The following is a 25,139-nucleotide window of genomic DNA, read 5'->3' on the forward strand; positions in this document are numbered from 1 at the left end:
ACAGTTGAAATATTCCTGCTCGTGCGGCAAGGTTTTAATTCCATTCAGTTCACAAGGATTTTGTGATGGCTCGCCGAACAAGGATTTGTCCGGCCGGGATTCCCCAGCACATTGTGCACCGGGGTAATAATCGGCAGGGCTGTTTCCATGATGTTTCTGATTTCGCCACTTATTACGCCTTTCTCGAGCAATATTCTGATGAGTTCCCGGTAGATATTCACGCCTGGGTGCTGATGACCAACCATATTCATTTACTGGTTACGCCACGTGAAAACGATGTGATCGCGCCCTTCATGAAGGCGGTTTCGCAGCGGTACGCGCAGTATTACAACTTCAAGAACCAGCGCACCGGCAGTTTGTGGGAAGGGCGGTATCGGGCCTGCGTGGTGGATACAGAGCCCTACTTTCTGCATTGCCAGCGCTACATCGAGCTGAACCCGGTGATGGCGCGCATAACCGGCCACCCGGATGGTTATCAGTGGTCGAGTTATGGAAATCATGCCCATGGCATGGCAACGGCGTTTCACACGCCTCATGAGTGTTATCTTGAGCTGGGTGCGCCTGGGCGGCCCAGGCAGCGGGCCTGGGAAGAATTTGTTGCCAGCCAGACACCCAAGGGCATGGCCGACCAGATTCGGCATTCGGTGATGTCCAGTTGGGCTCTTGGCTCACTGGCATTTAGAAAGCGGGTGCAGGCGCTGGTGGAATAGCGCCTGCCCGGCCCTCAAATCTCCACTTCTTCGAACAGCTCCGGCACTTCGGCATTCCAACCGAAGCGCTCCCGGATTCGCTTGCGCATGATGTCGCTGGCCACCGGCTCTCCGTGGGTTACATACACTTTCTCTGGCCTCAGACTGCCCTGCCCCAGCCACTCAAGTATTTCGTTGTAGTCCCCGTGGGCACTCATGGAATCGAGATTGTGGATTTCCGCCTTCACCGGCCAGTATTCACCGTGGATTTTGACTTTCTCCGCGCCATTCACCAGTGCATCACCCCGCGTGCCGGGCGCCTGGAAGCCGGCGAAAATCACGCTGTTTCTCTGGTTTGGCAGCAAGGTTTTCAGGTGGTGCAACACACGACCACCGGAGGCCATGCCGCTGGCCGAGATAATAATGCAGGGATATCGCACCATGCCCAGCTCGATGGACTCTTCAACCGTGCGCACAAAGTTGGTTTTATGGTCCATCAATTCGCACTGGGCATTGTTCAGTTTGTGTTCTTTGTGGTGCTTGCAGAAAATTTCAGTGGCGCGGATGGCCATGGGACTGTTCAGGTACACGGGCAGCCTGGGAATGCGCCCTTCACCCATGAGTTTGTGTACAACGTAAAGCAGCATTTGGGCCCGGCCGACGGCAAACGCCGGCATCAATACCAACCCGCCACGGTTAGCGGTGCGCGAAATGATGTCCGCCAGCTCCGTTTCCGGGTCACTGTCGCCGTGGGTGCGGTCGCCATAGGTGGATTCACACACCAGCACGTCTGCATGGTTGATCGGTTCCGGCGGGCGCATGATCATATCGTTCTGTCGACCAACATCACCGCTGAAGACGACGGTGCGTGCGGAACTGTTGTGGCGAACATGCACGCAGGACGAACCCAGAATGTGGCCGGCGGGAGTAAAGCTCACTTCAAACCCTTTTACCGGTTCGAACGTTTCATGGTAGTGCAGTGATTCAAAGTGTTTGAGCGCTTCCCGCGCATCTTTTTCGGTGAACAGCGGCTCCGGGTGCTCGTGTTTGGAAAACTTCTTGCGAGCCGCGTACTTGGCGTCCTCCTCCTGCAAGTAACCGGCGTCCGGCAGCAGTACTTTGCAAAGCTCGTGAGTGGCTTTGGTGCAGTAGATCTTGCCCTTGAACCCGTTTTTAACAAGAGCCGGGAGGTAACCGGAGTGGTCGATATGTGCGTGCGTGAGCACAACCGCGTTAATACTGGATGGCTCAACCGGAAACTGGGCCCAGTTTCGCCGGCGCAGGGTTTTCACCCCCTGGTACATGCCGCAGTCCACCAACAACCGGTGTTTGTCATCTGAAAGCAGGTAACGCGAACCGGTCACCGTACCGGTACCACCGAGAAAGCGTAGTTTCATGGAGTGTCCTTGTTCCTTGTGACTTCACCTCAGCATAACCTATTTTTTGGGGTCGGGTACGGGGTCGGGTACAGGGCCTGACCCTGTACCCGACCCCAGTGATAAATGCAGAATTTCTTGATCTTTCGCAAGAAGCGGCTAGGGTTGGCGGTTTACCCTTTAGACTTCATGACAGTGGTAGGAAAACTATGCGTCGAAATTTCTGGACGAAAACTCTGATAATTGCATTGGCTATGGCGGCTTCACCGGCGGTATTTGGCCAGTCCGTTTATAATGCAATTCAACAGGTTGAAGCCATTATGGCTGACGACGAATTACGCCAGCAGGCCTACGAAGAGGGCCATACCCGTATCCGTTTCTGCGGCTATTGTCACGGGGAAGACGGTAACAGCGAACGCACTTATATTCCGAACCTTGCCGAACAGCACCCGCTGTATTTGTTTAATCAATTCGAGAAATTCGGTGACGGCACCCGCGAGCATTACGTGATGACCAAGCTGGCACAAACGTTGACGCTGGAAGAGCGCATTAACGTTGCCATTTACTACAGCCAGCAGGAAGCCAAGCCCCGTGAAGCCGAAGACCCCGCCCTTGCCGCGGCCGGCGAGCCGATTTTCCAGCGCCGGTGTCAGGCCTGCCATGGCAGCAAAGCGGAAGGGTTCCAGGATATGCCACGCCTGGCCGGCCAGCCCGCCCGTTATGTGCGCGAGGCTCTGCAGCGTTTCAAAGACATGGAGCCGGGCGAGGACGACTCACCCATGATCGGCATTGCCGAACCGCTGTCAAAGGACGATATCCGCAAACTGGCCGCTTACGTGCAAACACTTTAAGCATAAGGGGCGCCGGCTGGCGCCCTGTTTTTATGTAGAATACCTTCCGAGGGTTAGCGGCCAGTGGGCGTTGTGGTACCTTAGCGCCCACCAAACTTACCGCTTTGCTGATTCATAAGGTACCCCTCTATGCGACCGATTATCCGCGCATTCTTCCGCCTGCTCCGGCTCGTGCTCACGCCGTTCATGCTGCTTTCCGAAAAGCTGTCCACTCCCAGGGCTGAAATCAAACGCAACCCGGAACAACAAGCCGAAGTGGACAAGCAAACCGCGAATCTCGCGCTTTACCAGTTCCGCGCTTGCCCGTTCTGTGTAAAGGTCCGTAAAGAAATGGCCCGCCTGGGACTGAACATTGAACTGCGCGACGCCCAGCACGATCCCACCCATCGGGAAGAACTCGAAAAAGGCGGCGGCCGCGTGAAGGTACCCTGCCTGCTGATTACCGATAACCTGGGAAACAGGCAGTGGATGTATGAATCAGATGACATCAATGCCTTTCTGAACCGCCAGTTTGGTTGATGATTTGGGGTCGGGTACGGGGTCTGACCCCGTACCCGACCCCAAAAAGAGCGGCTTACAACCTCTGTGTAACTGCAACAGGTGCCTGGTTAGTCCTTTTGTGCCAGGTTCTGCAAGCCCTCTTCATAAGCTGCTAATGCATCCTCCACCCTTTTGGTGGAAAAGCCCATTCTGGCCTCAATGCTGATGTTGCCATTTGGCGCTTGCTCCACCGTATGGGAGTTAATACCCAAGGTGCGGCTCAGTACGGTCACTCTCTGGTCGCTTTCAAGGTCGATCACATTAATTTTGCGAGTGCCGGCTTCCTGGACAACCGCAAATGGGCCTTTCGGGGTGTCCATCCAGTCGATACGCCAGAAATAATGGCCAGAGTTTCTGCTGCCGTCTGGCTCATACATGCTTTCATACACGTTCATGCCAGAGCATTCATTAATGAAGTCGTTCCTGGGCTGGCAGTTATAAAGCTCCTGAACTTCTTTGTCTTCGATGCTGATATCAAACTGAACGGTTTTTCCGGTTTTTGCGTGAAGCAGCATGTATCCGTCCGCTTCAGAAAGACCTACAGAAGAGCCCAGGGAGTTCACGATGCTGCCAAGTTCTGCCACCGAGCCTTTTTCAGGCGGCAGTTTCTCAATCAGCATGTAACCGGTCGACGCAAAATCACCTTTCTGCAAAGGTGCGACACGGTAGCCGTCGGGAACAACGGCACTAGTGGTGCTATGCCCGGGCACGTAGTGAAACGCCGAACCTTCGCGAGTCACCAAAACGCCCTTGGATGTGCCGATAACACTGTTACCGTTGATGGTTTGCCCGGTTACCGAACGGAAGGTTTGGCCTGTGGCGCCACGGGTAACTGTGCCAATAGTCACTGGGGTCAAAGCGCCAGTAGCTGAGACGTATTTCATTTTGATTTCGTCTCGGCCCACTCTTACAGCGTAGACAATGTCTCCCGTCAGCGCGTTTGCGGAGAAGTTGGTGATTTCCCCTTCAGGGTCAAGGTAAGGCTGCCCACCCAACCGCAAGCCATCACGGGAGCGCTGAATGGCAACTGGCTGGCCATCGCCTTGTACAGCAGCAATTTTGTCTGCCAGCGCTTCTTCAGAAATCGCTGGCTGCGCCTGAGCTTGCTGTTGGGTTTGAATACCTCGGGATTGGTTTGCCAACATCTTCTGGGTGCCGGCCTGCATTCGCTCAATGAACGCCTGCTGCATCTGTTGCTGCATGGCTTTTTGTTCAGCGGTTAACGGCGGCTGCTTGGCGGCGCAACCAGCCAGAGAAATGGAACCAATCAGAATTGCGGTAGACAGAAGTTTTTGCTGAGTCATGGCCAACCTTTTCATTTTTCCTTATGAACGAGTGGGTTAACAAGCATTAATCTAACGCTTAAAAAGTGCGGATGGATTGACCAAAGATAAAATTTTGCAAATTTTCACATCTGGGGTCGGGTACGGGGTCTGACCCCGTACCCGACCCCAGATGATTGGTAAGCCACCCACCCCGCCAGAAGGTGTCGTGTTATGCTTCTCTAAAAGATCGTGAGGAGATAATACTGGTGGAGCAAGATACGCGCTGGCTTCAGCGCCTCAGCAATTTCAAGAAAGCACTCAAACAGCTGACCTCTGCGGTTGAGTTGTCTCGATCCCGCGAGCTATCGGATCTGGAGAAGCAGGGGATGATCCAGGCGTTTGAATATACTTACGAGCTGGGCTGGAATTTGATTCGCGATTACTTTCGATGGCAGGGAAACACCAATATTGCCGGTTCGCGTGATGCCATTCGAGAGGCTTTTGCCAACGGCCTGGTGGAAGATGGGGAAAACTGGATGCGCATGCTGAAGGACAGAAACCGCACGTCCCATACCTACAATGAAGAAACCGCCCAGGAAATTCTGAACAACATCATTCAGCACTATCACTCACTGTTCATTGCACTGGAAATAAAAATGGACGACGAAGCCGCAAAAAATGACCTCACCAGCCTCTGAACCAACTGACCGTTTCGGCCTGCCTTCTTATGTACTGGAAAGCTTAAAAAAAATCTTCCAGAGACACACCCGCATTGAACATGCCACGGTTTACGGCTCTCGTGCCAAGGGCAATTACCGATACAACTCCGACATTGATATTATGCTAACCGCACCCGACCTACCATGGCAGGAGTTTATTCAGATGGAAATGGAAATTGATGATCTGCTGCTGCCTTGGAAGGTGGATCTGGCCTTGAAGCACCACGTGGAGAATCCAGACCTGCTGGACCATGTCGGCCGGGTAGGTGTACCAATTTATTAATTGCCTTGGGGTCGGGTACGGGGTCTGACCCCGTACCCGACCCCATTCAACTGGCAACGCACCCAGTAAAGACTTGTGTGAATGACTTGTAAGGCTGCTATGCCGCCTGGCTGCGCAGCAGCGGCCATGCCCCTTGCTTGGATGCCTCCAGAACCACGATCTCAACAATCGTGCCATCCTCGGCATAACTGATATGGGTGTTCCAGTCTTGTGAAACCTCTTTGGCTATAGCTTTTTCGGAAATGTGCAGGACCAGAATATCATCGGCCTCATCGTAAGTAGTTCGCATCTTTACCCCTGCCATTCAAAATGGTGCATTACGGTCTTCACCACCAGTGCGTCTTCGAGAATCACAGCTGCGCAAATGAGATTATCGTTACGGCCCGGCAGCGCCTTGGCCACCCAGGATCTTAACTCATCCTTAAACCGGGCATCACCGGTTTCCAGCAAATCGTGCAACATCGAATCATCGATATTACGCTGAACCATGCGCTCTCTGGCATGGCGTGTTACATAGACAGCGAGACCAAACCTTTCGCAATACATTCCTTGTTGTCGCCACCAGTTGCCAAGTATTGCTGTAAGTTTAGCACATCGCTGGCATTGGTACGCCATGCCCGGAAACAGTGATGATCAGTGCCGGTCCATCACACCGTGGCCAAGGGCAATTACCGATACAACTCCGACATTGACATTATGCTAACCGCACCCGACCTACCATGGCAGGAGTTTATTCAAATAGAAATGGAAATTGATGATCTGCTGCTGCCTTGGAAGGTGGATCTGGCCTTGAAGCACCACGTGGAGAATCCAGACCTGCTGGACCATGTCGGCCGGGTAGGTGTACCAATTTATTAATTGCCTTGGGGTCGGGTACGGGGTCTGACCCCGTACCCGACCCCATTCAACTGGCCACGCAGCCGGTAGGCAGATAGCTGTTTCGCCAGCCGGAGGCCGCACCCGCATCAATCACACATTGCCAGCGCCCTTCCGTGTTCCGCTCGAAACGAATCACCGCCCCCGCCAAACCACCTTGCACTCTGCCGCCGAGTGTCACCTGAAGGTGACCAGATCCGTCAGTATTGGCCGTGGAGATTTCGGTGGCCTTGTCGCCGGTGGTGAGTTGCGAGGGCACATAACCCAGGCTGGCGTTGTTGATTGCTTCGTTGTTGCTGAGACTGGTTTCGTACGCCGTTCGGTAGGCTCCGAGCTCGCTAACCGCCCGACTTACCTGGCTTTTGGCCACAAACCCTTGATAAGACGGTATCGCCAGTGTGGCCAGGATCCCCATGATGGCGACAACGATCATTAATTCGATAAGGGTAAAACCCCGGTGTTTTTGCTGCATGGCGGGTTCTCGCACGGCGTTGATAGCGGATTATGTGCGGAAAGCAGCAAATTGAGGGCCAGGATATGAGCCTCATGGTATTAATCCCGCGGGTAGTTACCGTGAAACCAGAACCTGGGGAGAGTTCCTTCACTTTCATGCTCGTAGTAGTAAGCCTCATCCGCCCGCATGTCCTGATAATACTGCCAGACCTCATTCATCCAGAGCGCCCACAAAATCAGGAAAGCGGCTGATAGCAAACCCGCGACAATCATGCGACGCCGAGGATTAGCGGTCGACCTAGCCTCTTGCAACGAATCTCCTGCAGGCAGGATCAAAGCCCAAAAACCTATCAGGACAAACAACCCCACCAACATAGATCCTGGTGCCATAAAAACAGCCGAGACCCCGGCGTGAAACAACGCAGCAGAAACGGATGCCGTGAAGCCCGCCAGCAACAGCAGCTGGTTGGAGTCGCCAGACTCAAACAACTCCGCCCTCCGCCGCCAAAAATTACGGATGGCCTGAACAACCACCAATCCCATGGCAGCAATCAAAAGCCAACCATATTCGGCAGCCCACATCAGGTACATGTTATGGGGGTGACCGAACTTCTTGCCGGTAGCATAAGCTTCTGTGATTGGCTCATGGGTCAGCCAGGATTGAGGCCCCATTCCGAACGGAAAGTTTTGCAGGCTCATCTTCCAAGCTTCCACAAACAGAGGAATACGGCCGGAACTATCCGTTTTGATGCTGCGAACCTGAACACCACCCTCCATAAACGAAGGAATAGCGACAGACAGCAAAAGCCAGATGACAATACCTGCGAAGAGATACTGCAGAAACACTTTCAACCAGGGAAACGCCTTCCGGCCAAATAACAGCAAAACGAGTACAACGCCAAAAGCGATTCCCAATGCGGAACCGCGCCCTGTGGTGAGAAATAGAATCCACCACCACATGCCCGCACCTAAAAGCACGACTCCTCGCCATAAACGAACGTCTTTGAAAGGACCGACCAATACAGCGAGCGGGATGAGTGGCAGGCACCAGGTAGCTATGTGGCTCCAATAGCGGATATTTACGAAGCCCCAGGGGATGAAATCAATGAGTTTGGTTACGCCGTCGAAGGTGGCGAATAGATAGACGTTCACCGAGGCCAAACCATAGAGGGCGCACAATGCAGCTACGAGTACTATTAGCCAAAATCCGAAAGCAGCAGCCCCGCCAGACCAGACGAGCCATCTACCACCGGCAACCGTTGCCAAGAAAAAGAATGCATACATTCCCGGCTCAACCCAGACATAACGTTGGCCCTGGAAAGACAGAGACAACAATAAAAAAGTGAGGCACAAAACCAGTGTCGGGAAAAACGCCTTCGCTGAAACACCCCGGCTTAACGGACTATGCCTTGCCTGTGCCCCGATGGAGGCCAAAATCAGAAATCCTGAAATGAAGGAAAGGGCTAAGCGCTGATCGGCATAGCCTCCGAAGGGAGTATTTAGGAAATCAGAGAAGAGAACTAATACCAATGCCGGCAAGGCTGTGCCGACGATGACGAGCACCCAGGCTGAATCGACTTCCTTATACATTTTCACTTTACTCCCTAAGGATCAGGTTAGTTGCCCTATACATGGCTTGCCAAGCTGAAACTGACTAGGTCAGCACAGCTGGTCACTACAACCAAGCAATAAAATAAAAAGGCCCGGCGGTTCTCACCGCCGGGCCTTTTCTAGTCAGACTTGGCCTGAATTACAGCTTCTTATACTAATGCCGACTTTAAGAAGCTGGGCACCCTGCAGGGGCGTAGCTGTCTTTCCAGCCACCGCTATTGCCAGACGGATCAACAATACAAGTCCACCGACCTTGCGCATCACGGGAAAGCTCAACTACCGCGCCAGACACAGCGGCGGAAGCCTGACCACCCAAAAATGCTTCAATGGTTGGAGTAGCAGTGCCACCGTCGGTAATGGTCACGCCGTTTGTACCCTGGGTGCCATCCAGCAGATTAGATTTCGTGGAATCGTATGCCAACGCGATTTGATTATTGGCGATATCGTCGGTGTAGCCATCCACGATAGTCGCACCACGCTGTAGAGCGTCCTCAATATTGGTCTTCAGTGCATTAACTTCACCAACGACACGAGTTACCTGCGACCGCGCCGTATAATCCTGATACTGCGGAATAGCCACAGCTGCCAGAATACCAATAATCGCCACAACGATCATCAGTTCGATCAGGGTGAAACCCTTCTGACCGTGATTCATCTGAATCTCTTTCATAATCAGTACCTTTCTTCGTTTTGGTTACCAAATATCGGCTTACGGCTCCGGGCATGGAGCTTTTGCCACTGCTCCCTGTGAGCCTATGCCGGCTACTGCACCCGCCATGCCAATTGTAAAACCACGTCAAAAACCATGCTCGCTTCATGGGCTTATAAACTTATGTGAAATGTATCACATTCATTTTTCAGCACTTTTTTGTGCCGCACCGCGACCAGGTGTGACGTTTTTTGTCACATCGATGTTGCGCATTTCGACAGGGTTACTGTGACTACATGTACACAGTATCCGCTTGAGTAAGGTCAAAGCTGTGATCCAGGCGGCTTTCCAAACCCCCTTCAGCCATCTAAACTCTGTTCTCATAAACACGAGATTCAGCGACTTACAAAACCTTCCTCAGAGCATTTATGGCGAGCAGCAACCGAAACGTGACGCTGACGGGTCTGGCCCGTCGATTTGTGGATGACGGGCTTCTGGATGAAGACACGGCAAAGGATGCCTTTTTACACGCCTCCCATAACCGCATTCCTCTCATAACCTACCTGGCCCAGCACGAGATGGCCGATAGCGCCAGAATGGCGTTTTCTGCCGCCATGGAATTCGGCGTTTCGGTGCTGGACCTGGACGCCTTTGCCCCGGAAATGCTGCCGGAGAAGCTGGTTGACGAGAAGCTGATTCGCAAACACAACGCCCTCCCTCTTTATAAACGCGGTAACCGCCTGTTTCTCGCGGTGTCGGATCCCACCAACATCCAGGCTCTGGACGAGATCAAGTTCAATACCGGCCTGAGCACCGATGGCGTGCTGGTGGACGACGCCAAGCTGCGCATTGCCATCGAGAAGTATCTGGAATCCCAGGACACCACCATGGGTGACCTGGAAGATGCCGACCTGGGAAGCGTTGAAACCGAAGGCGGCGATGGGGATGACGACAGCGATGCGGTCAAACCCACCGAGGTGGATGACGCGCCCATCGTCAAATATGTGAACAAGGTCCTGCTGGATGCCATTCGTACCGGCGCCTCGGATATTCACTTCGAGCCCTACGAGAAAGTTTACCGGGTACGCTACCGCACGGACGGCATCCTGAAAGAGGTTTCCCGCCCCAGCATCAAACTGGCACCGAAGATTTCCGCACGCGTGAAAATCATGTCTCAGCTGGATATTTCCGAGCGTCGGGTGCCGCAGGATGGCCGCATCAAGATGAAGCTTTCGAAAACCAAGGCCATTGATTTCCGGGTGAACACCCTGCCCACACTATGGGGTGAGAAGATCGTGTTGCGGATCCTGGACCCCAGCCAGGCGCAGATGGGCATCGATGCGCTGGGTTATGAGGAAGACCAGAAAGAGATGTACCTGAAGGCCCTGGAACAGCCCCAGGGCATGATCCTGGTAACCGGCCCCACGGGCTCGGGTAAAACCGTTTCACTGTATACCGGCCTTAATATTCTGAACACCACAGAGCGCAATATTTCCACGGCGGAAGACCCGGCGGAAATCAACCTGGAGGGCGTGAACCAGGTAAACGTGAACAACAAGGTGGGCCTGGGCTTTGCCGAAGCCCTGCGGGCGTTCCTGCGTCAGGATCCGGATGTCATCATGGTGGGCGAGATCCGGGACCTGGAAACCGCCAATATCGCCATCAAGGCGGCACAAACCGGGCACCTGGTACTGTCTACCCTGCATACCAACAGCGCCGCGGAAACGCTCACACGGATGATGAACATGGGCGTGCCCGCCTTCAACATTGCCACGTCGGTGAGCCTGATTATTGCCCAGCGCCTGGGACGGCGCTTGTGCAAGAGCTGCAAGGAACCTCTGGATGTACCCCATGAAACGCTTTTGAAGGAAGGGTTCACAGAAGAGCAAATTGACAGCGGCTTTACATTGTACCGGCCCAAAGGCTGTGATAAATGCAATGGTGGCTATAAAGGCCGCGTTGGTATTTATGAAGTGGTGAAAATTACCGACGAGCTGGCCAACATGATTATGGAAGAGGCCAGCTCGATCCAGATAGCAAAGCAGGCTCAGAAAGAAGGCTTCCGCACGTTGAGGCAATCCGCCCTGCGCAAGGTGATTGAGGGTGTGACCAGCCTTGAGGAAGCCAACCGCGTGACCAAGGATTAAACATGGCAGAGAAAGCACAAAAGCTCGAAGCGTTTGTCTGGGAAGGCAAGGACCGCAAGGGCAATAAAACAAAGGGCGAGATGGCCGGCTCCAATGTTGCGCAGATCAAGGCCCAGCTGCGCAAGCAGGGCATTCTGCCGGCCAAGGTCAAGAAAAAGCCCAAGCCGCTGTTTGGCGGCAGCAAGAAAATTACGCCGTTCGACATTGCCATGCTCACCCGCCAACTGGCAACCATGATGAAAGCCGGCGTCCCCCTGGTACAGAGCTTCGACATTGTCGCCGATGGCCTGGAAAACAAGGGCCTGCAAGAGCTGGTTATGACCCTGCGTAACGACATTTCCTCTGGCACCGGTTTTGCCACGGCGCTGCGCAAACACCCGAAGCACTTTGATGACCTGTACTGCAACCTGGTGGATTCCGGCGAAAAAGCCGGTGCGCTGGAGCAGATGCTCGACCGCATTGCGGTGTATCTGGAAAAAACCGAGATCCTGAAAAAGAAAGTCAAAAAGGCAATGACCTACCCGATCGCGGTTATTGTGGTGGCGATCATCGTGACCGCGATCCTGCTGGTGAAGGTGGTGCCGCAGTTTGAAAGCCTCTTCCAGGGTTTTGGCGCAGACTTGCCGGTGTTTACCCAGTTTGTTGTCGAGTTATCGGAATGGATGCAGAAGTGGTGGTTCGTGGTGCTGATTGGCATTGTGGGTTCCATTTTCCTGTTCAAAGAAGCCCGGCGGCGCTCGCAGAAATTCTCGGATTTTGTCGACAAATGGATTCTGAAACTGCCTGTGGTGGGTGAAATTCTGGACAAATCCGCCGTCGCCAAGTTTGGCCGGGTACTGTCCACAACCTTCGCCGCCGGTGTGCCACTGGTGGATGCGCTGGATTCTGTGTCCGGCGCCACGGGCAATGCGGTTTACCGGGACGCAGTGACCAACATCAAGAACGAGGTGTCCAGCGGTACCCAGTTACAGGCCGCCATGCGCAACCAGAATCTGTTCCCGGTGATGGCGGTGCAGTTGACGGCCATTGGTGAGGAATCCGGTAACCTGGATGAAATGCTGGGCAAGGTGGCCGAACATTACGAGGCCGTTGTTGATGACATGGTGGACAACCTGACTGCACTGATGGAGCCGATGATTATGGCGGTTCTGGGTGTGCTGGTGGGTGGCCTGATTGTGGCCATGTATCTGCCGATCTTCCAGATGGGTCAGGTTGTTGGTTGATGTTTCCGCTTGCGCGGGACTTTTTCACCCCCTCTCCCCTAGCCCCTCCCCCACCAGGGGGGAGGGGGATAAGACAACATTGATGAGTTTTTGATGCCAAGTTTAGACATATTTCTTTCCATCCCCTGGCTCCTTTACACCACCGTCGCCCTCTTCTCTCTCTGCATTGGCAGTTTCCTGAACGTGGTGATTCTGCGCCTACCGAAGATGATGCAGCAGGGCTGGCGCTGTCAGTGTGAGGAGTTTTTGGAGCTTCCGGCGGAGCAGCGTAAGAGTGATGAGCCGGTTACGCTGTCCAAACCCGCGTCTACCTGCCCTTCCTGTGGGCACAAAATCCGCGCCTGGGAGAACATTCCGGTCATCAGCTGGCTGGCACTCAGGGGAAAATGTTCTTCCTGCGGCGAGCGGATTTCGCCACGTTATCCCATTATTGAGGCGGTGACCGCCATCCTGGCGGTGGTTACCGTAATTCTATTGGGACCGACCGAATCAGCGCTTTGGGCGTTGCTGCTGGTATACGCCCTGGTGGCGCTCACGGTCATCGATTTTGACACTCAACTGCTGCCTGACAGCATCACCCTGCCCCTGATGTGGCTGGGGCTGGTGTTGAACTACTTCGGTGTTCTGACTGGTTTTGAGAGTGCTTTCTGGGGTGCCGTGGCCGGTTACCTTTCCCTATGGTCTGTGTACTGGCTGTTCAAGCTGGTCACTGGCAAGGAAGGCATGGGACACGGCGATTTCAAACTGTTGGCAGCACTGGGTGCCTGGCTGGGCTGGCAACTGTTACCGGCGGTGATTTTGCTGTCGTCGCTGGTGGGCGCCGTGGTGGGCATCAGCCTGATGGTGTTCCGCAAGCACGGTCGTGAGGTGCCGATTCCGTTCGGCCCTTATCTGGCCACGGCCGGGGTACTTTGTCTGTGGTTTGGGGACGAGATTGTGCGGGTCTGGTTTGGCATACTGGGAGTGTGACCGGTGGGTGATCGTCATGACATGGGGTCAGACCCCGTTCGGGGTCTGACCCCGGCCGGGCCTGAAACCCATATCGTCGGACTAACGGGCGGAATTGGCTCGGGCAAATCCACGGTGGCGAGGCTTTTTGGTGAGCTGGGTGTGCATTGGGTGGATGCCGATGATGTGGCCCGGCAGGTGGTGGAGCCAGGTACCCACGCCCTGAAGGCAATTACAGAGCATTTTGGGCCGGAGGTACTGCAGGCGGACGGTTCGCTCAATCGCGCCTGGCTGCGGCAGCGGATTTTTGAAGCGCCGGGGGAGAAAGAGTGGCTGGAGGCGTTGCTGCATCCCATTATTCGTAAGGAATTGATGAATCAGCTTTTATACCCCCTCTCCCCATCCCCTCTCCCACCAGGGGAGAGGGGTTACACAACATTAGGGGCAAACATTCCCTCTCCCCTGGCGGGAGAGGGCCAGGGAGAGGGGCGCAAAAGTACGTACGACTTACCGTACGTACTCCTCATCTCCCCCCTGCTTCTGGAAACCGACCAGCACGAACTGGTGGAAAGAGTTGTCGTGGTAGACGTTCCCGAATCCGTACAACTTGAACGCACGATGGTAAGGGATGATAATTCCCGGCAACAGGTAGAACGGATTATGGCAGCCCAGATGGCCAGGGACGAGCGGTGTGCACGGGCAGACGCCATTATTAATAATAACAACCCCTTGGCCGATGTGAGGCGTCAAGTTCGTGAATGTCATGATCGCTTCGTGCAGGAGTTTGTTAAAACGCCCGGCAAAGAGTCCGGCGGCTAGTCGGGCCAACTTTCCGGTAAAACAGATGACGCGAGGCTGGCTTTTTCTCGCCGCCCTGGCGTCTCCACTGACCTCCCAGGCCGAAGATCCCTCTCCGGGTGCCTTCGAGCCTCTGACCAATGAGTTGCTTTCGCCTTATCGGCTGCCAGCCTCTTTTTATACATTCGGGCCGGAAGAATACTGGGCCGAGCCACAGAAAAGCTGGTGGCTGGGCGCCAGCAACTGGGTGATTCACCAGGAGCGCGAATACAGCCCCACCGTGCAGGCAATCGGTGCCTGGGCCGACCGGACCTTGTCGGGTTCGTCGCGAGTATTACCAAACAACGAGAGTTATCTGCGCCTGGGAGCAGCTGCCAAATCGGAAACCGGCAACCTGCTGGATTTCGAGCCGGAAGTGCGGTTTCGCCTGGAGGTCCCCACGGCCGAGGAAACACTGAAACTGGTCATCGACAGTGAAAGTGAAGACCTGGTGCCTCTTGAGGAGCGAGACAGAGACCGGCAACTGGTTGACTCTGAAAGAACAGACTCCACCGCAACTGGCGCTTTGCGTTACATCACCGAAATTGGCGATGCGGTGAACTTTTCCACCGACATCGGCGGGCGTTTGCGCCTGCCGCCGGAAATGTTCTGGCGCGCCAAGATGGGCAAGGGCTGGCAACTGACCCCTGAGTGGAATGTGGCCGCCGAACAACGGGCTTATTACTACCACACCGAAGGCTGGGGTGCCCGTAGCTGGTTCGGCGCAAATCGCCCGCTGCCGGATGGCTGGCGTTTTTTTGCCTCCTCGGAACTTGAGTGGCTGCACGACGAACGGAAGTTTGAGGCGGCGCAGATTTTCAGTGTCCGGAAGCGCCTGAATAACCGCTCGGAACTGCGTCCCCGGCTGGGTATTCTGGGCGAAAGCCAGCCAGTCTGGCGAACCACGTCGTATTTCGCTGACCTGACCTGGCGTTACCGGGTTTACGAAGACTGGCTGTTTGCCGAGCTGATCCCCGCCCTCTCCTTTCCCCGGGATGAAAGTTTCCGGGAGCAGGCTTCCATTCTGTTTCGCCTGGAAATGTATTTCGCAGGAACGCTGGACCGAGACTAGTCATGCCCAAACTTCCCCACAAGAGCAAACCGGCAACAGAAGCCCTGACGCTAACCCCCATCGCCCTGACTCACTCCTGTTTCAGGGACAAGTTCGGGGTGCCAAGGCAGCCGGGCCTGACCCGCCATGCCCATGCCGAGCTGGTGATTCAGCCACCCTTCGACCGGGAAGACGCTTTTCGCGGCCTGGAATCGGCCAGCCACCTGTGGCTGACGTTTCAGTTCCACGAAGCGGTACGGGCCGAATGGCGGCCGGTGGTGCGTCCACCCCGGCTGGGAGGAAACAGGAAAATGGGGGTCTTTGCTTCACGCTCACCATTCCGGCCCAACAGCCTGGGCTTGTCCGTGGTGCGTAACGAAGGCCTGGCAAGGCGGGCCGATGGTCGGCTGGTATTGCGCATCCGCAACCATGACCTGATTGAAGGCACGCCCATTCTGGACATCAAGCCTTACCTGCCGTTTGCCGATTCGGTACCGGAGGCGTCTCTGGGCTGGGCCGATTCGGCCCCCACCGAGCGGCTGGAAGTGGTGTTTTCCGACGAAGCCGAAACCCAGCTTGCCCGGCTGCCAGAGGCCGACTATCCGGACTTCCGGGCGTTGATCGAAGATGTCACCGCCTATGACCCCCGCCCCTCGTTTCGACGGGGCCGTGATGAGGACCGTACCTACGGCGCCTGCCTGTATGACAAGAATGTCCGGTTCCGCTTTGTTACAGAGAACGGCCGGCACTGGGTGTTTGTGGTGTCGGTCTGTTAGACTTTGCCGGTCAGTTTTTAAACGAAACCTCAAAACATTAAAAAGTCTAACCGACACAGGGATTTGGTGCCTTGCCCTCGCTACTGATTGTGCTGCTATTACTGTGCCTGCTGCTTGGCGGAGTGCTGCTGTGGGCCTTGCGCTCCCGTGCCTGTATGGCAAAACAGTTGCAGACCATGGCCTCGCAGGTGCGCAAGCTCGACCTGGTCACACTGGTGGAGCCGGTAACGCCCGGCAGAGGCCGGCGGGAGCCGTCGGTTTCAGAGCTGGAGAAAGCCCTGAACACCATGCGCCTGAAACTGCTCGAGCGCGCCCGGGCGTTGCGCCAGAGCGCACACGAGACAGGCGTTGAGCGTGACGAAGCGCTCAAGGCAAACGAAGCAAAAACCCGTTTTCTCGCCAATATCAGCCATGAACTGCGCATTCCACTGCAGTCCGTTTCCGGTTATGGCAGCCTGCTGGCCGACACCCCGCTGGATCCGGAGCAGAGGGAATACACGCAGACCCTCCTTAGCGCCGCCGACAGCCTGTCCACCATCATCAGTGATCTGCTGGATATATCCAGCATTGAAGCGGGCAAACTGGAACTGGAAGACGCCCCCTTTGACCTTCGGGACATTCTGAACGACCTGGTCCACATGCTCGGCTCCCGGGCCCGGGAAAAGGGGCTGGAGCTGGATGTACGGGTAGATGGCAACCTGCCCTGGGAGTTGGCCGGTGACCCGGTTCGCATACGCCAGGTGCTGCTGAACCTGTTATCCAACGCCATCAAGTTTACCGACTCGGGGCATGTCCTGATCAGTGTGGAGGTACTGGCCCGCAAGGATGGCCAGGTCCGGCTGAGGTTGTCGGTGGAGGACACGGGCATTGGCATCCATCCCGAGGATATCGAGCGCATCTACGAGCCCCATGTACAGCTCAACCAACGGTTCAGCCAGCCACTGCCGGGAGCCGGCCTGGGTCTGACGGTCAGCCGGCAACTGGCGCAGTTGATGGGTGGTTCGGTGGATGTGGAAAGCCAGCCCGGCCAGGGCTCCACTTTCTGGACAGAACTGGTCCTGAAGGATTCCGGTAGCAGCTCGCAAGTTCTGGTGCGGCCGGACAACCGGCAGATTCGCGGCCGCCGTATTCTGGTACTCGACTCCTACGAACTGTCCCGCAAGATCACCCTGGAGGTGTTGTCGCGTCACGAGCTGGCGATTGATTCCGTGGGTTCCGGAGCCCGGGCGCTGGCATTGCTGGAGCAGGCCAGTGAGTCTGGCAACGGCTACGATGCGCTGATCATGGATGGCTTTGTTCCGGACACCGACAGCGAGCGTCTGTGTCAGCAGGTTCACAACGACCCCCGCTGGGCGACCCTGCGCGTGCTGATCCTCACCTCCAACCCCCAGCGCGGCGATGCGGAGCATTTCCGGGCAGCCGGGGCCGATGCGTTTCTGAGCAAGACGCTGCGCGAATCCTGGCTGATTCCCATGCTCAACCAGTTGTTTATTGATGCAGCCAATCAGGATCGGCGTTTTCTGACTCGCTTCTCGCTACAGGCTGTCACCGACATCAGCCGTCGCCACCAGAAGATCAGTTGCGGTCGCATGCGGGTATTGCTGGTGGAGGACAACCCCGTTAATCAAACCCTCACCCGTCGCGTCCTGGAGAAGCTCAGTTGTCAGGTAACCACCGCCAGCGATGGTCTGCAGGCCTCGCGCCTGTGGCAAAGCCGGGCATTTGACCTGATTCTGATGGATTGCGTCATGCCCGAGATGGATGGTTTTGAAGCCACCCGCCAGCTGCGGCGATGGGAGAAGGAACAGCGCCGCCTGCGTGTGCCGGTGGTGGCGCTGACCGCCAGTGCCTCTGAAGAAGATGAGGAACAATGCCATGCCGCGGGCATGGACTCGTTCATTGCCAAGCCGGTCAAGATGGATATGCTCAGGGCGGTGCTCGAACAATACTGCCCGGTGTGCGAGCCATCCTAGCCAGGCCAATGCAGATGTACGGCATTTAAACGCCCTGTAAGTTGTGCCCGGCGCCATGGCTGGTTACCATCTCAAGCAATACCATTGGGCTGCAATCAGGCCCCGGACCAAGCTGCTTTCATTCAAACCACGTTTCCATAACTTTGATAATAAGGGTGACCTCATGAAACTGACCCGTGTATCCGTTCTGGCGCTCTCCATGGCCGCTGCACCGGCATTCGCCTCCGACCTGGACCTGAGCCTGACCAATGATTCCGTCAAAGGTCAGTACAATTTCATGTCCAGCAAGGATGACATCCAGTTTGGCGCCGGCTACACCTACCACGAAGGTAGCCGCCATATCGCCAATGGTGATTTTTACGCCCAGGGCCAGACCGCACTGGGCAACCTGCCGACTACCGCCGGCCTCGGCGCCCGTGCCATTGGCTGGGATGACGACAGCGATGCCAATGGCGGCGCGGTTGCCCTGGGCGGCTTCAGCCAGGTTAATATTCCGGCAGTGCCCGGCCTGTCTGTCAGTGGCAGCCTGCACTACGCACCGAGCATTCTGTCGTTCGGTGATTCAGACGACATGACCAACGTGGAGCTGCGCGGCAGCTACCGGATTATCCGCAACGCCGAGGTGTTTGCCGGCTACCGTTACCTGAACACCGATATCGATGGTTCCAGCGCAGACATCAACCTGGATGAAGGCGTGATGGCAGGCATGAAACTGATGTTCTGACCCCCTTGCCATAAGCGCCCGGTCAAGGAGCCTTTGATTCACTCAGAGGCTTCTTAAGCTGTTATAATCCGTCTCTTTCCAAAGGAACGAGGAGAGTTATGACCGCGGTTTCACGGGCGCTACCGTTGTTTGTTTTTCTGGGCGTGTTTGTCCTGGCCGGAGCGCTGTATTCACCCCCTGTTTCCGACTCCGGCGACGAAGCCGATATCTCCCTGGCAACCCTGCCACCCCTGCCCAAATGGGCCAAGGCACCCCTGCCGGATTTTTCCCGGTACCGCGATGTAAACAAACGCAAGGCCGCCTTTTTCAGCTATCTTTACCCACGTATTGTTCTGGCAAACTCACGTATCCTGGTGGAGCGCCATTACCTGCAGAGCCTGGCGGGCAAAGAAACCCTGACCGAAGCCGAACAAACCTGGCTGGAGAGCCAGAGCGAACGCCTGCGGGTGACGGCCGGGGGCAAGGCCCGTTTCGCCGCGCTGAAAAAGAAACTGGATGTTATTCCGCCGTCACTGGTATTGGCTCAGGCAGCCAATGAATCCGCCTGGGGTCAGTCACGCTTTGCCACCCGCGGCAACAACCTGTTTGGCCAGTGGTGCTTTACGCAAGGCTGTGGGCTGGTGCCAAAGGGCCGCCCGGAGGGCGCCAATCATGAAGTGGCCACCTTCTCAAGTCCTTATTTTTCGGTGCGCTCCTACATCCAGAACCTGAACCGGCATAATGCCTACCGCGAGGTGCGGAACCTGCGTGCCGCCGACCGCCGCAATAACCGTCGTATCTCCGGCATTCGCCTGGCGGGAGGCCTGATGAGTTATTCCGAGCGGGGCGAGGACTACATCGAGGAAATCCGCTCGATGATCCGCTTCAATCAACTACAGGACTATGACCGGGCATTTGCCGATCTGCTGGAAGACCGCTCACCGGCCCGTCTTACACTGCTGGCCGCTGCAGAAACCGGGGCAGAGCTGCTGCCCGAGCAACTCTAAACCGACGTTGTGAGATTGAGACATGCTTGATTTTCTGCCCTCTCCCATAAAAGGCGCCCTGGTGGTGGTGCTGATTCTGCTCAATACACTGGTGCTGTTCCCTTTCCTGTTATTGCTGGGGATCATCAAGCTGCTGGTGCCGGTTACCGCCGTTCGCAAACTGTGCTCGGCCATTCTCAACGCCATCGCCCGCTACTGGATCGGATTCAATAATGTGCTGATGAAGGTGTTCCACAAGGTGGAGTGGGACATTCGCGGCGTGGAGGGGTTGAGTCGCAACCAGTGGTACTTTGTTACATGCAACCATCAGAGCTGGGCGGACATTCCCGCTATCCAGTACGTGCTGAACAGCGAGATTCCACTGCTGAAGTTCTTCCTGAAAAAACAGCTGCTGTACGTGCCGCTGCTGGGTATTGCCTGGTGGGCGCTCGATTTCCCGTTCATGCACCGGCACACCAAGGAGCAGATCGCGAAAAATCCGGCACTGAAAGGCAAGGACACCGAAGCCACCCGCCGCGCCTGTGAGAAGTTCCGTTATATGCCGGTGACCATTTTCAATTTCATGGAAGGCACCCGTTTCACCCCGGAGAAACACCGGCGGCAGAACTCGCCCTACAAGTACCTGCTCAAGCCCAAGGCCGGGGGCACGGCGTTTGTGTTCAGCGCCATGGGCGAGATGATCCACACCATGCTGGATGTCACCATCGTGTACCCCGATGGCCGGCCCGGCATCTGGGATTATCTGAGCGGCAAGGTACGCAAGATCGTGATTGACGTGAAAGTGCACGAGGTGCCAGCGCATTTCCTGGGAATGGATTACGAGAACAACCGGGAGGTGCGGGTGGAGTTTCAGCGCTGGGTGAGTGGTTTGTGGGCAGAGAAGGATGAGCGTATTGAGGAGCTGTTAAAGGGTTAACCAGCTTTTTATCCCCCTCTCCCTGGCCCTCTCCCACAAGGGGAGAGGGAATGTAACCCGCTAACATGGAAGCCAAAACTCCCCTCCCACAAGGGGAGAGGGAATGTAGCCCGCTAACATGGAAGCCAAAACTCCCCTCCCCCCTGGAGGGGGAGGGGCCGGGGGAGAGGGGGATAAAAAGACATAAGCCTTCAAGGCTTATGCGGCGCCTCGAGATATTCCTGGGACTGCATTTCCAGCAACCGCGATTCGGTGCGTTCGAATTCAAAGCTCAGTCGACCCCCGGAGTATAGTTCGGTAATCGGGGCCTCGGCCGAGATGATCACTTTCACGTTGCGGTCGTAGAACTCGTCAATCATGTTGATGAAACGCCGTGCCTGGTCGTCGTTGTGGGTGCCCAGAACCGGCACGTTGCTGACGATAATCGCATGGAACTGGCGAGCCAGTTCGATGTAGTCGTTCTGGCTGCGAGGGCCATCACACACGGCCTTGAAATCAAACCAGACCACATCGTCTGCGTGAGCCAGGGCCGGAATGTTACGGCCGTTGATTTCAATCGTTGCATCATGGGCGGCGCATTCCACCGCCAGGCCGTCAAAACTCTTGCGCAGGCTGATATCAGCGTCTTCATCCAGCGGGCTGTGGTACAGCTCGGCCTGCTCCAGCGTTCGCAGGCGGTAGTCCACGCCACCATCCACGTTCACCACATCGGTGTGTTTCTTCACCAGATCAATCGCCGGCAAAAAGCGGGCACGCTGCAGGCCGTCCTTGTAGAGGCCGTCGGGCACGATGTTGGAGGTACACACCAGCGTGACGCCACGGCTGAACAGGCCGTCCATCAGCGTGGCCAGGATCATGGCGTCGCCGATGTCGGAGACGAAGAATTCGTCGAAGCAGATAACCCGGGTTTCATCGGCGAATTTTTTCGCCACCTGGTCGAGCGGGTTTTTCTCGCCCTTCAGGGCCTTGAGTTCGTTATGTACGCGCTGCATGAAACGGTGGAAGTGCACGCGCATTTTGCGGTCGAACGGCAGGGCCTCATAGAAAGTGTCCATGAGGTAGGTTTTGCCCCGGCCAACGCCACCCCAGAAGTACAGCCCTTTGACGGGGGTTTCCTTGCCACCATTGAGCTTGAGTTTCAGCTTTGTGGCCAGGCTGTCGCGCTGGTTTTCCGCTTCCACCAGTTTTTCGTAAAGAGCCTGCAGGCGCTGCACGGCGTCTTCCTGGGCCGGGTCCTTCGCAAAGTCCGGGCGTTCAAGGTCCTGTTGGTAACGCTCCCAGGGGCTCAGGTTCGCTTCGGTTTCGGAGGACATGGCTTCTGTCATCTGGGTTTTCCCGGCTGTTGGTTGGAAATTTGAGCTGCGTATTGTTACTTATTTCGGGCTTTTTCTCCACATTTTGGAGCTTTTTCGGCCATACGACGATTGGCGACCGGTTTAGCCATGGGATGATACGTCAGGGGGCGTTATACTGATCTTAAGGTTTCCTCAATTGCGGGCAATAAAGGACGATTTTTCTATGACGAACCTGATTCTGGCGGCGGCTGCCGCGCTGGTGGTGGGGCTTATCATTGGTGTTCTGGTGGGCCGTTCGGGCCAGGGCGCGAATCTGCGTCAGCGCCGTGCGGAGCAGCAGATTGATGAGTTGCGAGGAGAATTTACGCGCTATCAGGCTCAGGTGAATGAGCATTTCATGGAGTCTGCGCATTTGCTGCGTCGGTTTAATGATGTATACCACGATGTGAATCAGCATATGGCACGCGGGGCGAATCGGCTGTGTAATGATGATGAGTGGCTGGATGAGTTGGAGCAGCAGTCTTCTGGCCGGCTGAGTCACTCTGAGGATGAAGCGCCTTCGGAGCCACCCCGGGATTATGCGCCGAAGTCTGAGCTGGATGATTCTGGCATGCTGGCCGAGGATTATGGACTGGATAAGGAGAAGGCCAAGGCTCGGAAGGAGTCTGCCTGATTTAGTTTGGGTTGGGTGCTGGCCTCTCTTGCGAGCCTGTTGAGTGTGGGGGAGGCCAGGCCAGGAAGGCCTTTCCAAAAACCGCTACGAGCACATCCCTGGCAGATTTTTGCTCCTGCAAAATCTGCACTTCCGCCATCCATGGCGGTCGTGCGCTATATCAAGCCACCCATGGCCTCAAAATTTTTGTGAAGGGCCCTGCCAACCCGGCTGATCTTAATGATTCACCGCCTGCCCTTACATTACACCGGATTATCACAGTCGATGAACTGGTGGCTCACTCCAAACTCCTTTGCCAGAGCTTCCCCCAGAGCCTGTACACCGTAGCGCTCAGTAGCGTGGTGGCCGGCGGCGTAATAGTGGATGCGGCATTCCCGGGCGGTGTGGGTGGTGGGTTCGGAGATTTCGCCTGAAAGATACGCATCCACATCGGCTTCGATGGCCATGTTGATGAAGCCCTGGGCAGCGCCGGTGCACCAGGCAACGGTTTCGATGGTGTCTTTACCCTCACCGACATGCAGCGGGTTTCGGTGCAGGGCCCGGGCGATGTGCAAGCCGAACTTCTCCGGGCTCATGGATTCTTTAAGCTTGCCCTGCCACACCAGCCCGCCTAGTGGCTTGGGATTCTGGATTTCGAGTACGTCAGCCAGCTGCCGGTTATTTCCGTATTCCGGGTGGTCATCCAGCGGCAGGTGGTAGGCGACGAGGTTGATGTCGTTTTCCAGCAACTGCTTGATGCGGTTCTTCTTCATGCCCCGGATGCACTGGTCCTCGCCTTTCCAGAAGTAGCCATGGTGTACCAGAATCATGTCGGCGTTGCGTTTGATGGCTTCGTCGAGCAATGCCTGGGAGGCGGTGACGCCGGTGATGATGGTGTTAACGTCTTCTTTGCCTTCGACTTGCAGGCCGTTTGGGGCGTAGTCCTGGAAGTTTTCGGGTTCCAGCCATTCGGTGATTTTTGCGAGGATTTCTTTGCGGTTTGCCATGGTGGTTGCCTCCGCCATGTTTATGAAGGTATGGGGCGGTTCTGGCGCGCAATGAGGTGCAATAGCAAGGGGCGGGGATGGGTTTCCGAAAATTTTGAGGGCCAGGGATGGCCCGAAATAAGCGCACATGGATGTGCTTGTAGCGGTTTTCGGAAACCCATCCCCGCCCCGCAGCCACTCTCAAGCCGAAGCGCCAGAACCTTGCTCGGACTTCTCAGTAGCCTAGAGTTCAGACAAGGCTTTGATCAAGGAATTGTTCTGATCAGAGGTGCCTATCGTGATACGCAGGAAGTCACTGATCCGTGGCTTGTCGAAGTGGCGGACGATGATGCCCTGCTCTCTCAGGCTAGCTGCGATATCCGCACCGGCTTTTTCCTTGTGCCGTGTGAACACGAAGTTGGCTTTCGACGGCAGAACTTCAAAGCCAAGCTCTTCCAGCTTTTCTGTAAGACGTTCGCGTTCGTTGATCACTCCGTTGCAGGAGTCTTCAAACCACTGGTTGTCCTCGAATGCTGCGACGGCACCCACAAGGGCCAGGCGGTCCAGTGGGTAGGAATTGAAGCTGTCTTTGACCCGGTTCAGGGCTTCAATCAGTTCTTCATCAGCCACCGCGAAGCCCACCCGCAAGCCGGCCAGGGAGCGGGCCTTGGACAGGGTCTGGCTGACGACCAGATTCGGGTAGTCGTTCACCAGGGTAATAGCCGTCTCGCCGCCGAAGTCGACGTAGGCTTCGTCGACCACCACTACGCTGTCCGGGTTGGCCTCGAGGATTTCAACCACGTGCTGCAGCACCATGAAACGGCCGGTGGGGGCGTTCGGGTTCGGGAATATAATGCCGCCGTTCGGGCGTTTATAGTCCGCCGGGTCAATTTCGAAGCTGTCGGTCAGCGGGATGGTTTCGCTTTCCACCTGATACAGGCTGCAGTACACCGGGTAAAAGCTGTAGGTGATGTCCGGAAACAGGATGGGCTTGTCCTGTTTCAGCAGGCCCTGAAAGATGTGAGCCAGTACTTCGTCCGAGCCATTGCCGACAAACACCTGCTTTGGTTTGATGCCGTGGTCGGTGTAGTAATGGGCGATGGCTTCTTTGAGCGCCTTGCTTTCGGGGTCCGGGTACAGGCGAAGGTTGTCGTTCAGCTCTTTCTGGATGGCTTCGATGACCTTCGGCGAGGGGCCGAACGGGTTTTCGTTGGTGTTCAGCTTCACCAGGTTGGCCATTTTTGGCTGTTCACCCGGCACGTACGGCTTCAGGTTCTCAACCAGGGAACTCCAGTATTTGCTCATTTAAAGCC

27 protein-coding genes are annotated in these 25,139 nt (G+C 55.9%); 17 read left to right on the forward strand and 10 right to left on the reverse strand.

The annotated features are described in order from the left end of the window. Positions 1 to 65 precede the first annotated feature (65 nt). Positions 66 to 710 (forward strand): transposase, encoded by a 645-nt coding sequence (locus BMZ63_RS00985; RefSeq protein WP_227663694.1) that lies wholly within the window; start codon positions 66 to 68, stop codon positions 708 to 710. 14 nt (positions 711 to 724) lie between these two features. On the opposite strand, the gene BMZ63_RS00990 is transcribed toward BMZ63_RS00985, so the two are convergent. After that, positions 725 to 2,086: an MBL fold metallo-hydrolase RNA specificity domain-containing protein gene (locus BMZ63_RS00990; RefSeq protein ID WP_091700478.1), complete on the reverse strand. Its 1,362-nt coding sequence runs from the start codon at positions 2,084 to 2,086 to the stop codon at positions 725 to 727. 299 nt (positions 2,087 to 2,385) lie between these two features. On the opposite strand from BMZ63_RS00990, the gene BMZ63_RS00995 reads away from it, so the two are divergent. Further along, on the forward strand, positions 2,386 to 2,916 hold the full coding sequence (locus tag BMZ63_RS00995; RefSeq protein ID WP_227663695.1) for a c-type cytochrome: 531 nt from the start codon (positions 2,386 to 2,388) through the stop codon (positions 2,914 to 2,916). Between the two features lie 129 nt (positions 2,917 to 3,045). Beyond that, positions 3,046 to 3,435, forward strand: a complete 390-nt coding sequence (locus BMZ63_RS01000) for a glutaredoxin family protein (protein ID WP_091700481.1) — start codon at positions 3,046 to 3,048, stop codon at positions 3,433 to 3,435. 89 nt (positions 3,436 to 3,524) lie between these two features. On the opposite strand, the gene BMZ63_RS01005 is transcribed toward BMZ63_RS01000, so the two are convergent. After that, the gene (locus BMZ63_RS01005; protein ID WP_143072187.1) at positions 3,525 to 4,760 is read right to left on the reverse strand and encodes a hypothetical protein; all 1,236 of its coding nucleotides are present in this window, start codon (positions 4,758 to 4,760) and stop codon (positions 3,525 to 3,527) included. 227 nt (positions 4,761 to 4,987) lie between these two features. On the opposite strand from BMZ63_RS01005, the gene BMZ63_RS01010 reads away from it, so the two are divergent. Both BMZ63_RS01010 and BMZ63_RS01015 read left to right on the forward strand, forming a co-directional pair. Beyond that, positions 4,988 to 5,419 (forward strand): nucleotidyltransferase substrate binding protein, encoded by a 432-nt coding sequence (locus BMZ63_RS01010; protein WP_227663696.1) that lies wholly within the window; start codon positions 4,988 to 4,990, stop codon positions 5,417 to 5,419. Then, positions 5,400 to 5,723: a nucleotidyltransferase family protein gene (locus tag BMZ63_RS01015; protein ID WP_091700485.1), complete on the forward strand. Its 324-nt coding sequence runs from the start codon at positions 5,400 to 5,402 to the stop codon at positions 5,721 to 5,723. Before BMZ63_RS01010 ends, BMZ63_RS01015 begins: the two co-directional genes overlap by 20 nt. A 97-nt stretch (positions 5,724 to 5,820) precedes the next feature. Here BMZ63_RS01015 and BMZ63_RS01020 read toward each other — a convergent pair whose 3' ends face one another. Together BMZ63_RS01020 and BMZ63_RS01025 are read right to left on the reverse strand one after the other, a co-directional pair. Then, a complete protein-coding gene (locus BMZ63_RS01020; RefSeq protein WP_091700487.1) occupies positions 5,821 to 6,012 on the reverse strand; it encodes a DUF2283 domain-containing protein in 192 nt (63 codons plus the stop codon). 2 nt (positions 6,013 to 6,014) lie between these two features. Continuing rightward, positions 6,015 to 6,338: a DUF4258 domain-containing protein gene (locus BMZ63_RS01025; RefSeq protein WP_308429657.1), complete on the reverse strand. Its 324-nt coding sequence runs from the start codon at positions 6,336 to 6,338 to the stop codon at positions 6,015 to 6,017. Positions 6,339 to 6,377: 39 nt separating this feature from the next. Here BMZ63_RS01025 and BMZ63_RS01030 point away from each other — a divergent pair, with 39 nt between their 5' ends. Beyond that, positions 6,378 to 6,581, forward strand: coding sequence for a nucleotidyltransferase family protein (locus BMZ63_RS01030; protein WP_177187005.1), 204 nt, complete (start codon positions 6,378 to 6,380; stop codon positions 6,579 to 6,581). Between the two features lie 46 nt (positions 6,582 to 6,627). On the opposite strand, the gene BMZ63_RS15210 is transcribed toward BMZ63_RS01030, so the two are convergent. The 3 genes from BMZ63_RS15210 to BMZ63_RS01045 form a co-directional block, all read right to left on the reverse strand. Next, positions 6,628 to 7,071: a pilin gene (locus BMZ63_RS15210; RefSeq protein WP_091700492.1), complete on the reverse strand. Its 444-nt coding sequence runs from the start codon at positions 7,069 to 7,071 to the stop codon at positions 6,628 to 6,630. Between the two features lie 80 nt (positions 7,072 to 7,151). Beyond that, on the reverse strand, positions 7,152 to 8,642 hold the full coding sequence (locus BMZ63_RS01040) for an O-antigen ligase family protein (protein ID WP_091700494.1): 1,491 nt from the start codon (positions 8,640 to 8,642) through the stop codon (positions 7,152 to 7,154). A 187-nt stretch (positions 8,643 to 8,829) separates the two neighbouring features. Beyond that, positions 8,830 to 9,333, reverse strand: coding sequence for a pilin (locus tag BMZ63_RS01045; RefSeq protein WP_091700496.1), 504 nt, complete (start codon positions 9,331 to 9,333; stop codon positions 8,830 to 8,832). 407 nt (positions 9,334 to 9,740) lie between these two features. Between BMZ63_RS01045 and pilB the strand changes: the two genes are divergently transcribed. From pilB to BMZ63_RS01095, 10 genes are all read left to right on the forward strand, one after another. After that, a complete protein-coding gene (gene pilB, locus BMZ63_RS01050; RefSeq protein WP_091700497.1) occupies positions 9,741 to 11,459 on the forward strand; it encodes a type IV-A pilus assembly ATPase PilB in 1,719 nt (572 codons plus the stop codon). Between the two features lie 2 nt (positions 11,460 to 11,461). Continuing rightward, complete coding sequence (locus BMZ63_RS01055; RefSeq protein ID WP_091700499.1) at positions 11,462 to 12,682, forward strand: type II secretion system F family protein; 1,221 nt, start codon at positions 11,462 to 11,464, stop codon at positions 12,680 to 12,682. A 93-nt stretch (positions 12,683 to 12,775) separates the two neighbouring features. Further along, positions 12,776 to 13,651, forward strand: a complete 876-nt coding sequence (locus BMZ63_RS01060) for a prepilin peptidase (protein WP_091700500.1) — start codon at positions 12,776 to 12,778, stop codon at positions 13,649 to 13,651. Between the two features lie 21 nt (positions 13,652 to 13,672). Continuing rightward, positions 13,673 to 14,449 carry a dephospho-CoA kinase gene (coaE, locus tag BMZ63_RS01065; protein WP_091700502.1) on the forward strand — a complete coding sequence of 259 codons (777 nt, stop codon included), beginning with the start codon at positions 13,673 to 13,675 and terminating at the stop codon, positions 14,447 to 14,449. A 25-nt stretch (positions 14,450 to 14,474) separates the two neighbouring features. Next, complete coding sequence (locus BMZ63_RS01070) at positions 14,475 to 15,539, forward strand: hypothetical protein (protein WP_227663686.1); 1,065 nt, start codon at positions 14,475 to 14,477, stop codon at positions 15,537 to 15,539. Between the two features lie 2 nt (positions 15,540 to 15,541). Then, positions 15,542 to 16,294 carry a tRNA (N6-threonylcarbamoyladenosine(37)-N6)-methyltransferase TrmO gene (gene tsaA, locus BMZ63_RS01075; protein ID WP_091700505.1) on the forward strand — a complete coding sequence of 251 codons (753 nt, stop codon included), beginning with the start codon at positions 15,542 to 15,544 and terminating at the stop codon, positions 16,292 to 16,294. A gap of 71 nt (positions 16,295 to 16,365) precedes the next feature. Beyond that, entirely contained in the window at positions 16,366 to 18,267 is a 1,902-nt protein-coding gene (locus BMZ63_RS01080) for a response regulator (protein ID WP_227663685.1), read from the forward strand. A gap of 163 nt (positions 18,268 to 18,430) precedes the next feature. Then, positions 18,431 to 18,991, forward strand: a complete 561-nt coding sequence (locus BMZ63_RS01085; RefSeq protein WP_091700507.1) for a YfaZ family outer membrane protein — start codon at positions 18,431 to 18,433, stop codon at positions 18,989 to 18,991. Positions 18,992 to 19,089: 98 nt separating this feature from the next. Continuing rightward, complete coding sequence (locus BMZ63_RS01090; protein WP_091700509.1) at positions 19,090 to 19,977, forward strand: glucosaminidase domain-containing protein; 888 nt, start codon at positions 19,090 to 19,092, stop codon at positions 19,975 to 19,977. Positions 19,978 to 19,999: 22 nt separating this feature from the next. Beyond that, a complete protein-coding gene (locus BMZ63_RS01095; RefSeq protein WP_091700511.1) occupies positions 20,000 to 20,893 on the forward strand; it encodes an acyltransferase in 894 nt (297 codons plus the stop codon). Between the two features lie 191 nt (positions 20,894 to 21,084). On the opposite strand, the gene zapE is transcribed toward BMZ63_RS01095, so the two are convergent. Next, positions 21,085 to 22,182, reverse strand: coding sequence for a cell division protein ZapE (zapE, locus tag BMZ63_RS01100; RefSeq protein ID WP_227663689.1), 1,098 nt, complete (start codon positions 22,180 to 22,182; stop codon positions 21,085 to 21,087). Between the two features lie 229 nt (positions 22,183 to 22,411). Between zapE and BMZ63_RS01105 the strand changes: the two genes are divergently transcribed. Then, positions 22,412 to 22,861: a Z-ring associated ZapG family protein gene (locus BMZ63_RS01105; RefSeq protein WP_091700515.1), complete on the forward strand. Its 450-nt coding sequence runs from the start codon at positions 22,412 to 22,414 to the stop codon at positions 22,859 to 22,861. A 242-nt stretch (positions 22,862 to 23,103) separates the two neighbouring features. Here the strand turns inward: BMZ63_RS01105 and BMZ63_RS01110 are convergent, their stop codons facing one another. Further along, entirely contained in the window at positions 23,104 to 23,847 is a 744-nt protein-coding gene (locus tag BMZ63_RS01110) for a Nif3-like dinuclear metal center hexameric protein (protein ID WP_091700935.1), read from the reverse strand. 222 nt (positions 23,848 to 24,069) lie between these two features. Continuing rightward, the gene (gene hisC, locus BMZ63_RS01115; RefSeq protein WP_091700517.1) at positions 24,070 to 25,131 is read right to left on the reverse strand and encodes a histidinol-phosphate transaminase; all 1,062 of its coding nucleotides are present in this window, start codon (positions 25,129 to 25,131) and stop codon (positions 24,070 to 24,072) included. Positions 25,132 to 25,139 lie beyond the last annotated feature (8 nt).

It is taken from the genome of Marinobacter persicus, assembly GCF_900114155.1.
GTDB classification, from domain to species: domain Bacteria; phylum Pseudomonadota; class Gammaproteobacteria; order Pseudomonadales; family Oleiphilaceae; genus Marinobacter; species Marinobacter persicus.

Bases quoted from the DNA above. Each gene is read 5' to 3' on its own strand.
- BMZ63_RS00985 (WP_227663694.1), top strand. From the start codon at position 66: ATGGCTCGCCGAACAAGGATTTGTCCGGCCGGGATTCCCCAGCACATT.
- BMZ63_RS00990 (WP_091700478.1), bottom strand. From the start codon at position 2,086: ATGAAACTACGCTTTCTCGGTGGTACCGGTACGGTGACCGGTTCGCGT.
- BMZ63_RS00995 (WP_227663695.1), top strand. From the start codon at position 2,386: ATGGCTGACGACGAATTACGCCAGCAGGCCTACGAAGAGGGCCATACC.
- BMZ63_RS01000 (WP_091700481.1), top strand. From the start codon at position 3,046: ATGCGACCGATTATCCGCGCATTCTTCCGCCTGCTCCGGCTCGTGCTC.
- BMZ63_RS01005 (WP_143072187.1), bottom strand. From the start codon at position 4,760: ATGACTCAGCAAAAACTTCTGTCTACCGCAATTCTGATTGGTTCCATT.
- BMZ63_RS01015 (WP_091700485.1), top strand. From the start codon at position 5,400: ATGACCTCACCAGCCTCTGAACCAACTGACCGTTTCGGCCTGCCTTCT.
- BMZ63_RS01020 (WP_091700487.1), bottom strand. From the start codon at position 6,012: ATGCGAACTACTTACGATGAGGCCGATGATATTCTGGTCCTGCACATT.
- BMZ63_RS01025 (WP_308429657.1), bottom strand. From the start codon at position 6,338: ATGGCGTACCAATGCCAGCGATGTGCTAAACTTACAGCAATACTTGGC.
- BMZ63_RS15210 (WP_091700492.1), bottom strand. From the start codon at position 7,071: ATGCAGCAAAAACACCGGGGTTTTACCCTTATCGAATTAATGATCGTT.
- BMZ63_RS01040 (WP_091700494.1), bottom strand. From the start codon at position 8,642: ATGTATAAGGAAGTCGATTCAGCCTGGGTGCTCGTCATCGTCGGCACA.
- BMZ63_RS01045 (WP_091700496.1), bottom strand. From the start codon at position 9,333: ATGAAAGAGATTCAGATGAATCACGGTCAGAAGGGTTTCACCCTGATC.
- pilB (WP_091700497.1), top strand. From the start codon at position 9,741: ATGGCGAGCAGCAACCGAAACGTGACGCTGACGGGTCTGGCCCGTCGA.
- BMZ63_RS01055 (WP_091700499.1), top strand. From the start codon at position 11,462: ATGGCAGAGAAAGCACAAAAGCTCGAAGCGTTTGTCTGGGAAGGCAAG.
- BMZ63_RS01060 (WP_091700500.1), top strand. From the start codon at position 12,776: ATGCCAAGTTTAGACATATTTCTTTCCATCCCCTGGCTCCTTTACACC.
- coaE (WP_091700502.1), top strand. From the start codon at position 13,673: ATGGGGTCAGACCCCGTTCGGGGTCTGACCCCGGCCGGGCCTGAAACC.
- BMZ63_RS01070 (WP_227663686.1), top strand. From the start codon at position 14,475: ATGACGCGAGGCTGGCTTTTTCTCGCCGCCCTGGCGTCTCCACTGACC.
- tsaA (WP_091700505.1), top strand. From the start codon at position 15,542: ATGCCCAAACTTCCCCACAAGAGCAAACCGGCAACAGAAGCCCTGACG.
- BMZ63_RS01085 (WP_091700507.1), top strand. From the start codon at position 18,431: ATGAAACTGACCCGTGTATCCGTTCTGGCGCTCTCCATGGCCGCTGCA.
- BMZ63_RS01090 (WP_091700509.1), top strand. From the start codon at position 19,090: ATGACCGCGGTTTCACGGGCGCTACCGTTGTTTGTTTTTCTGGGCGTG.
- BMZ63_RS01095 (WP_091700511.1), top strand. From the start codon at position 20,000: ATGCTTGATTTTCTGCCCTCTCCCATAAAAGGCGCCCTGGTGGTGGTG.
- BMZ63_RS01105 (WP_091700515.1), top strand. From the start codon at position 22,412: ATGACGAACCTGATTCTGGCGGCGGCTGCCGCGCTGGTGGTGGGGCTT.
- BMZ63_RS01110 (WP_091700935.1), bottom strand. From the start codon at position 23,847: ATGGCAAACCGCAAAGAAATCCTCGCAAAAATCACCGAATGGCTGGAA.
- hisC (WP_091700517.1), bottom strand. From the start codon at position 25,131: ATGAGCAAATACTGGAGTTCCCTGGTTGAGAACCTGAAGCCGTACGTG.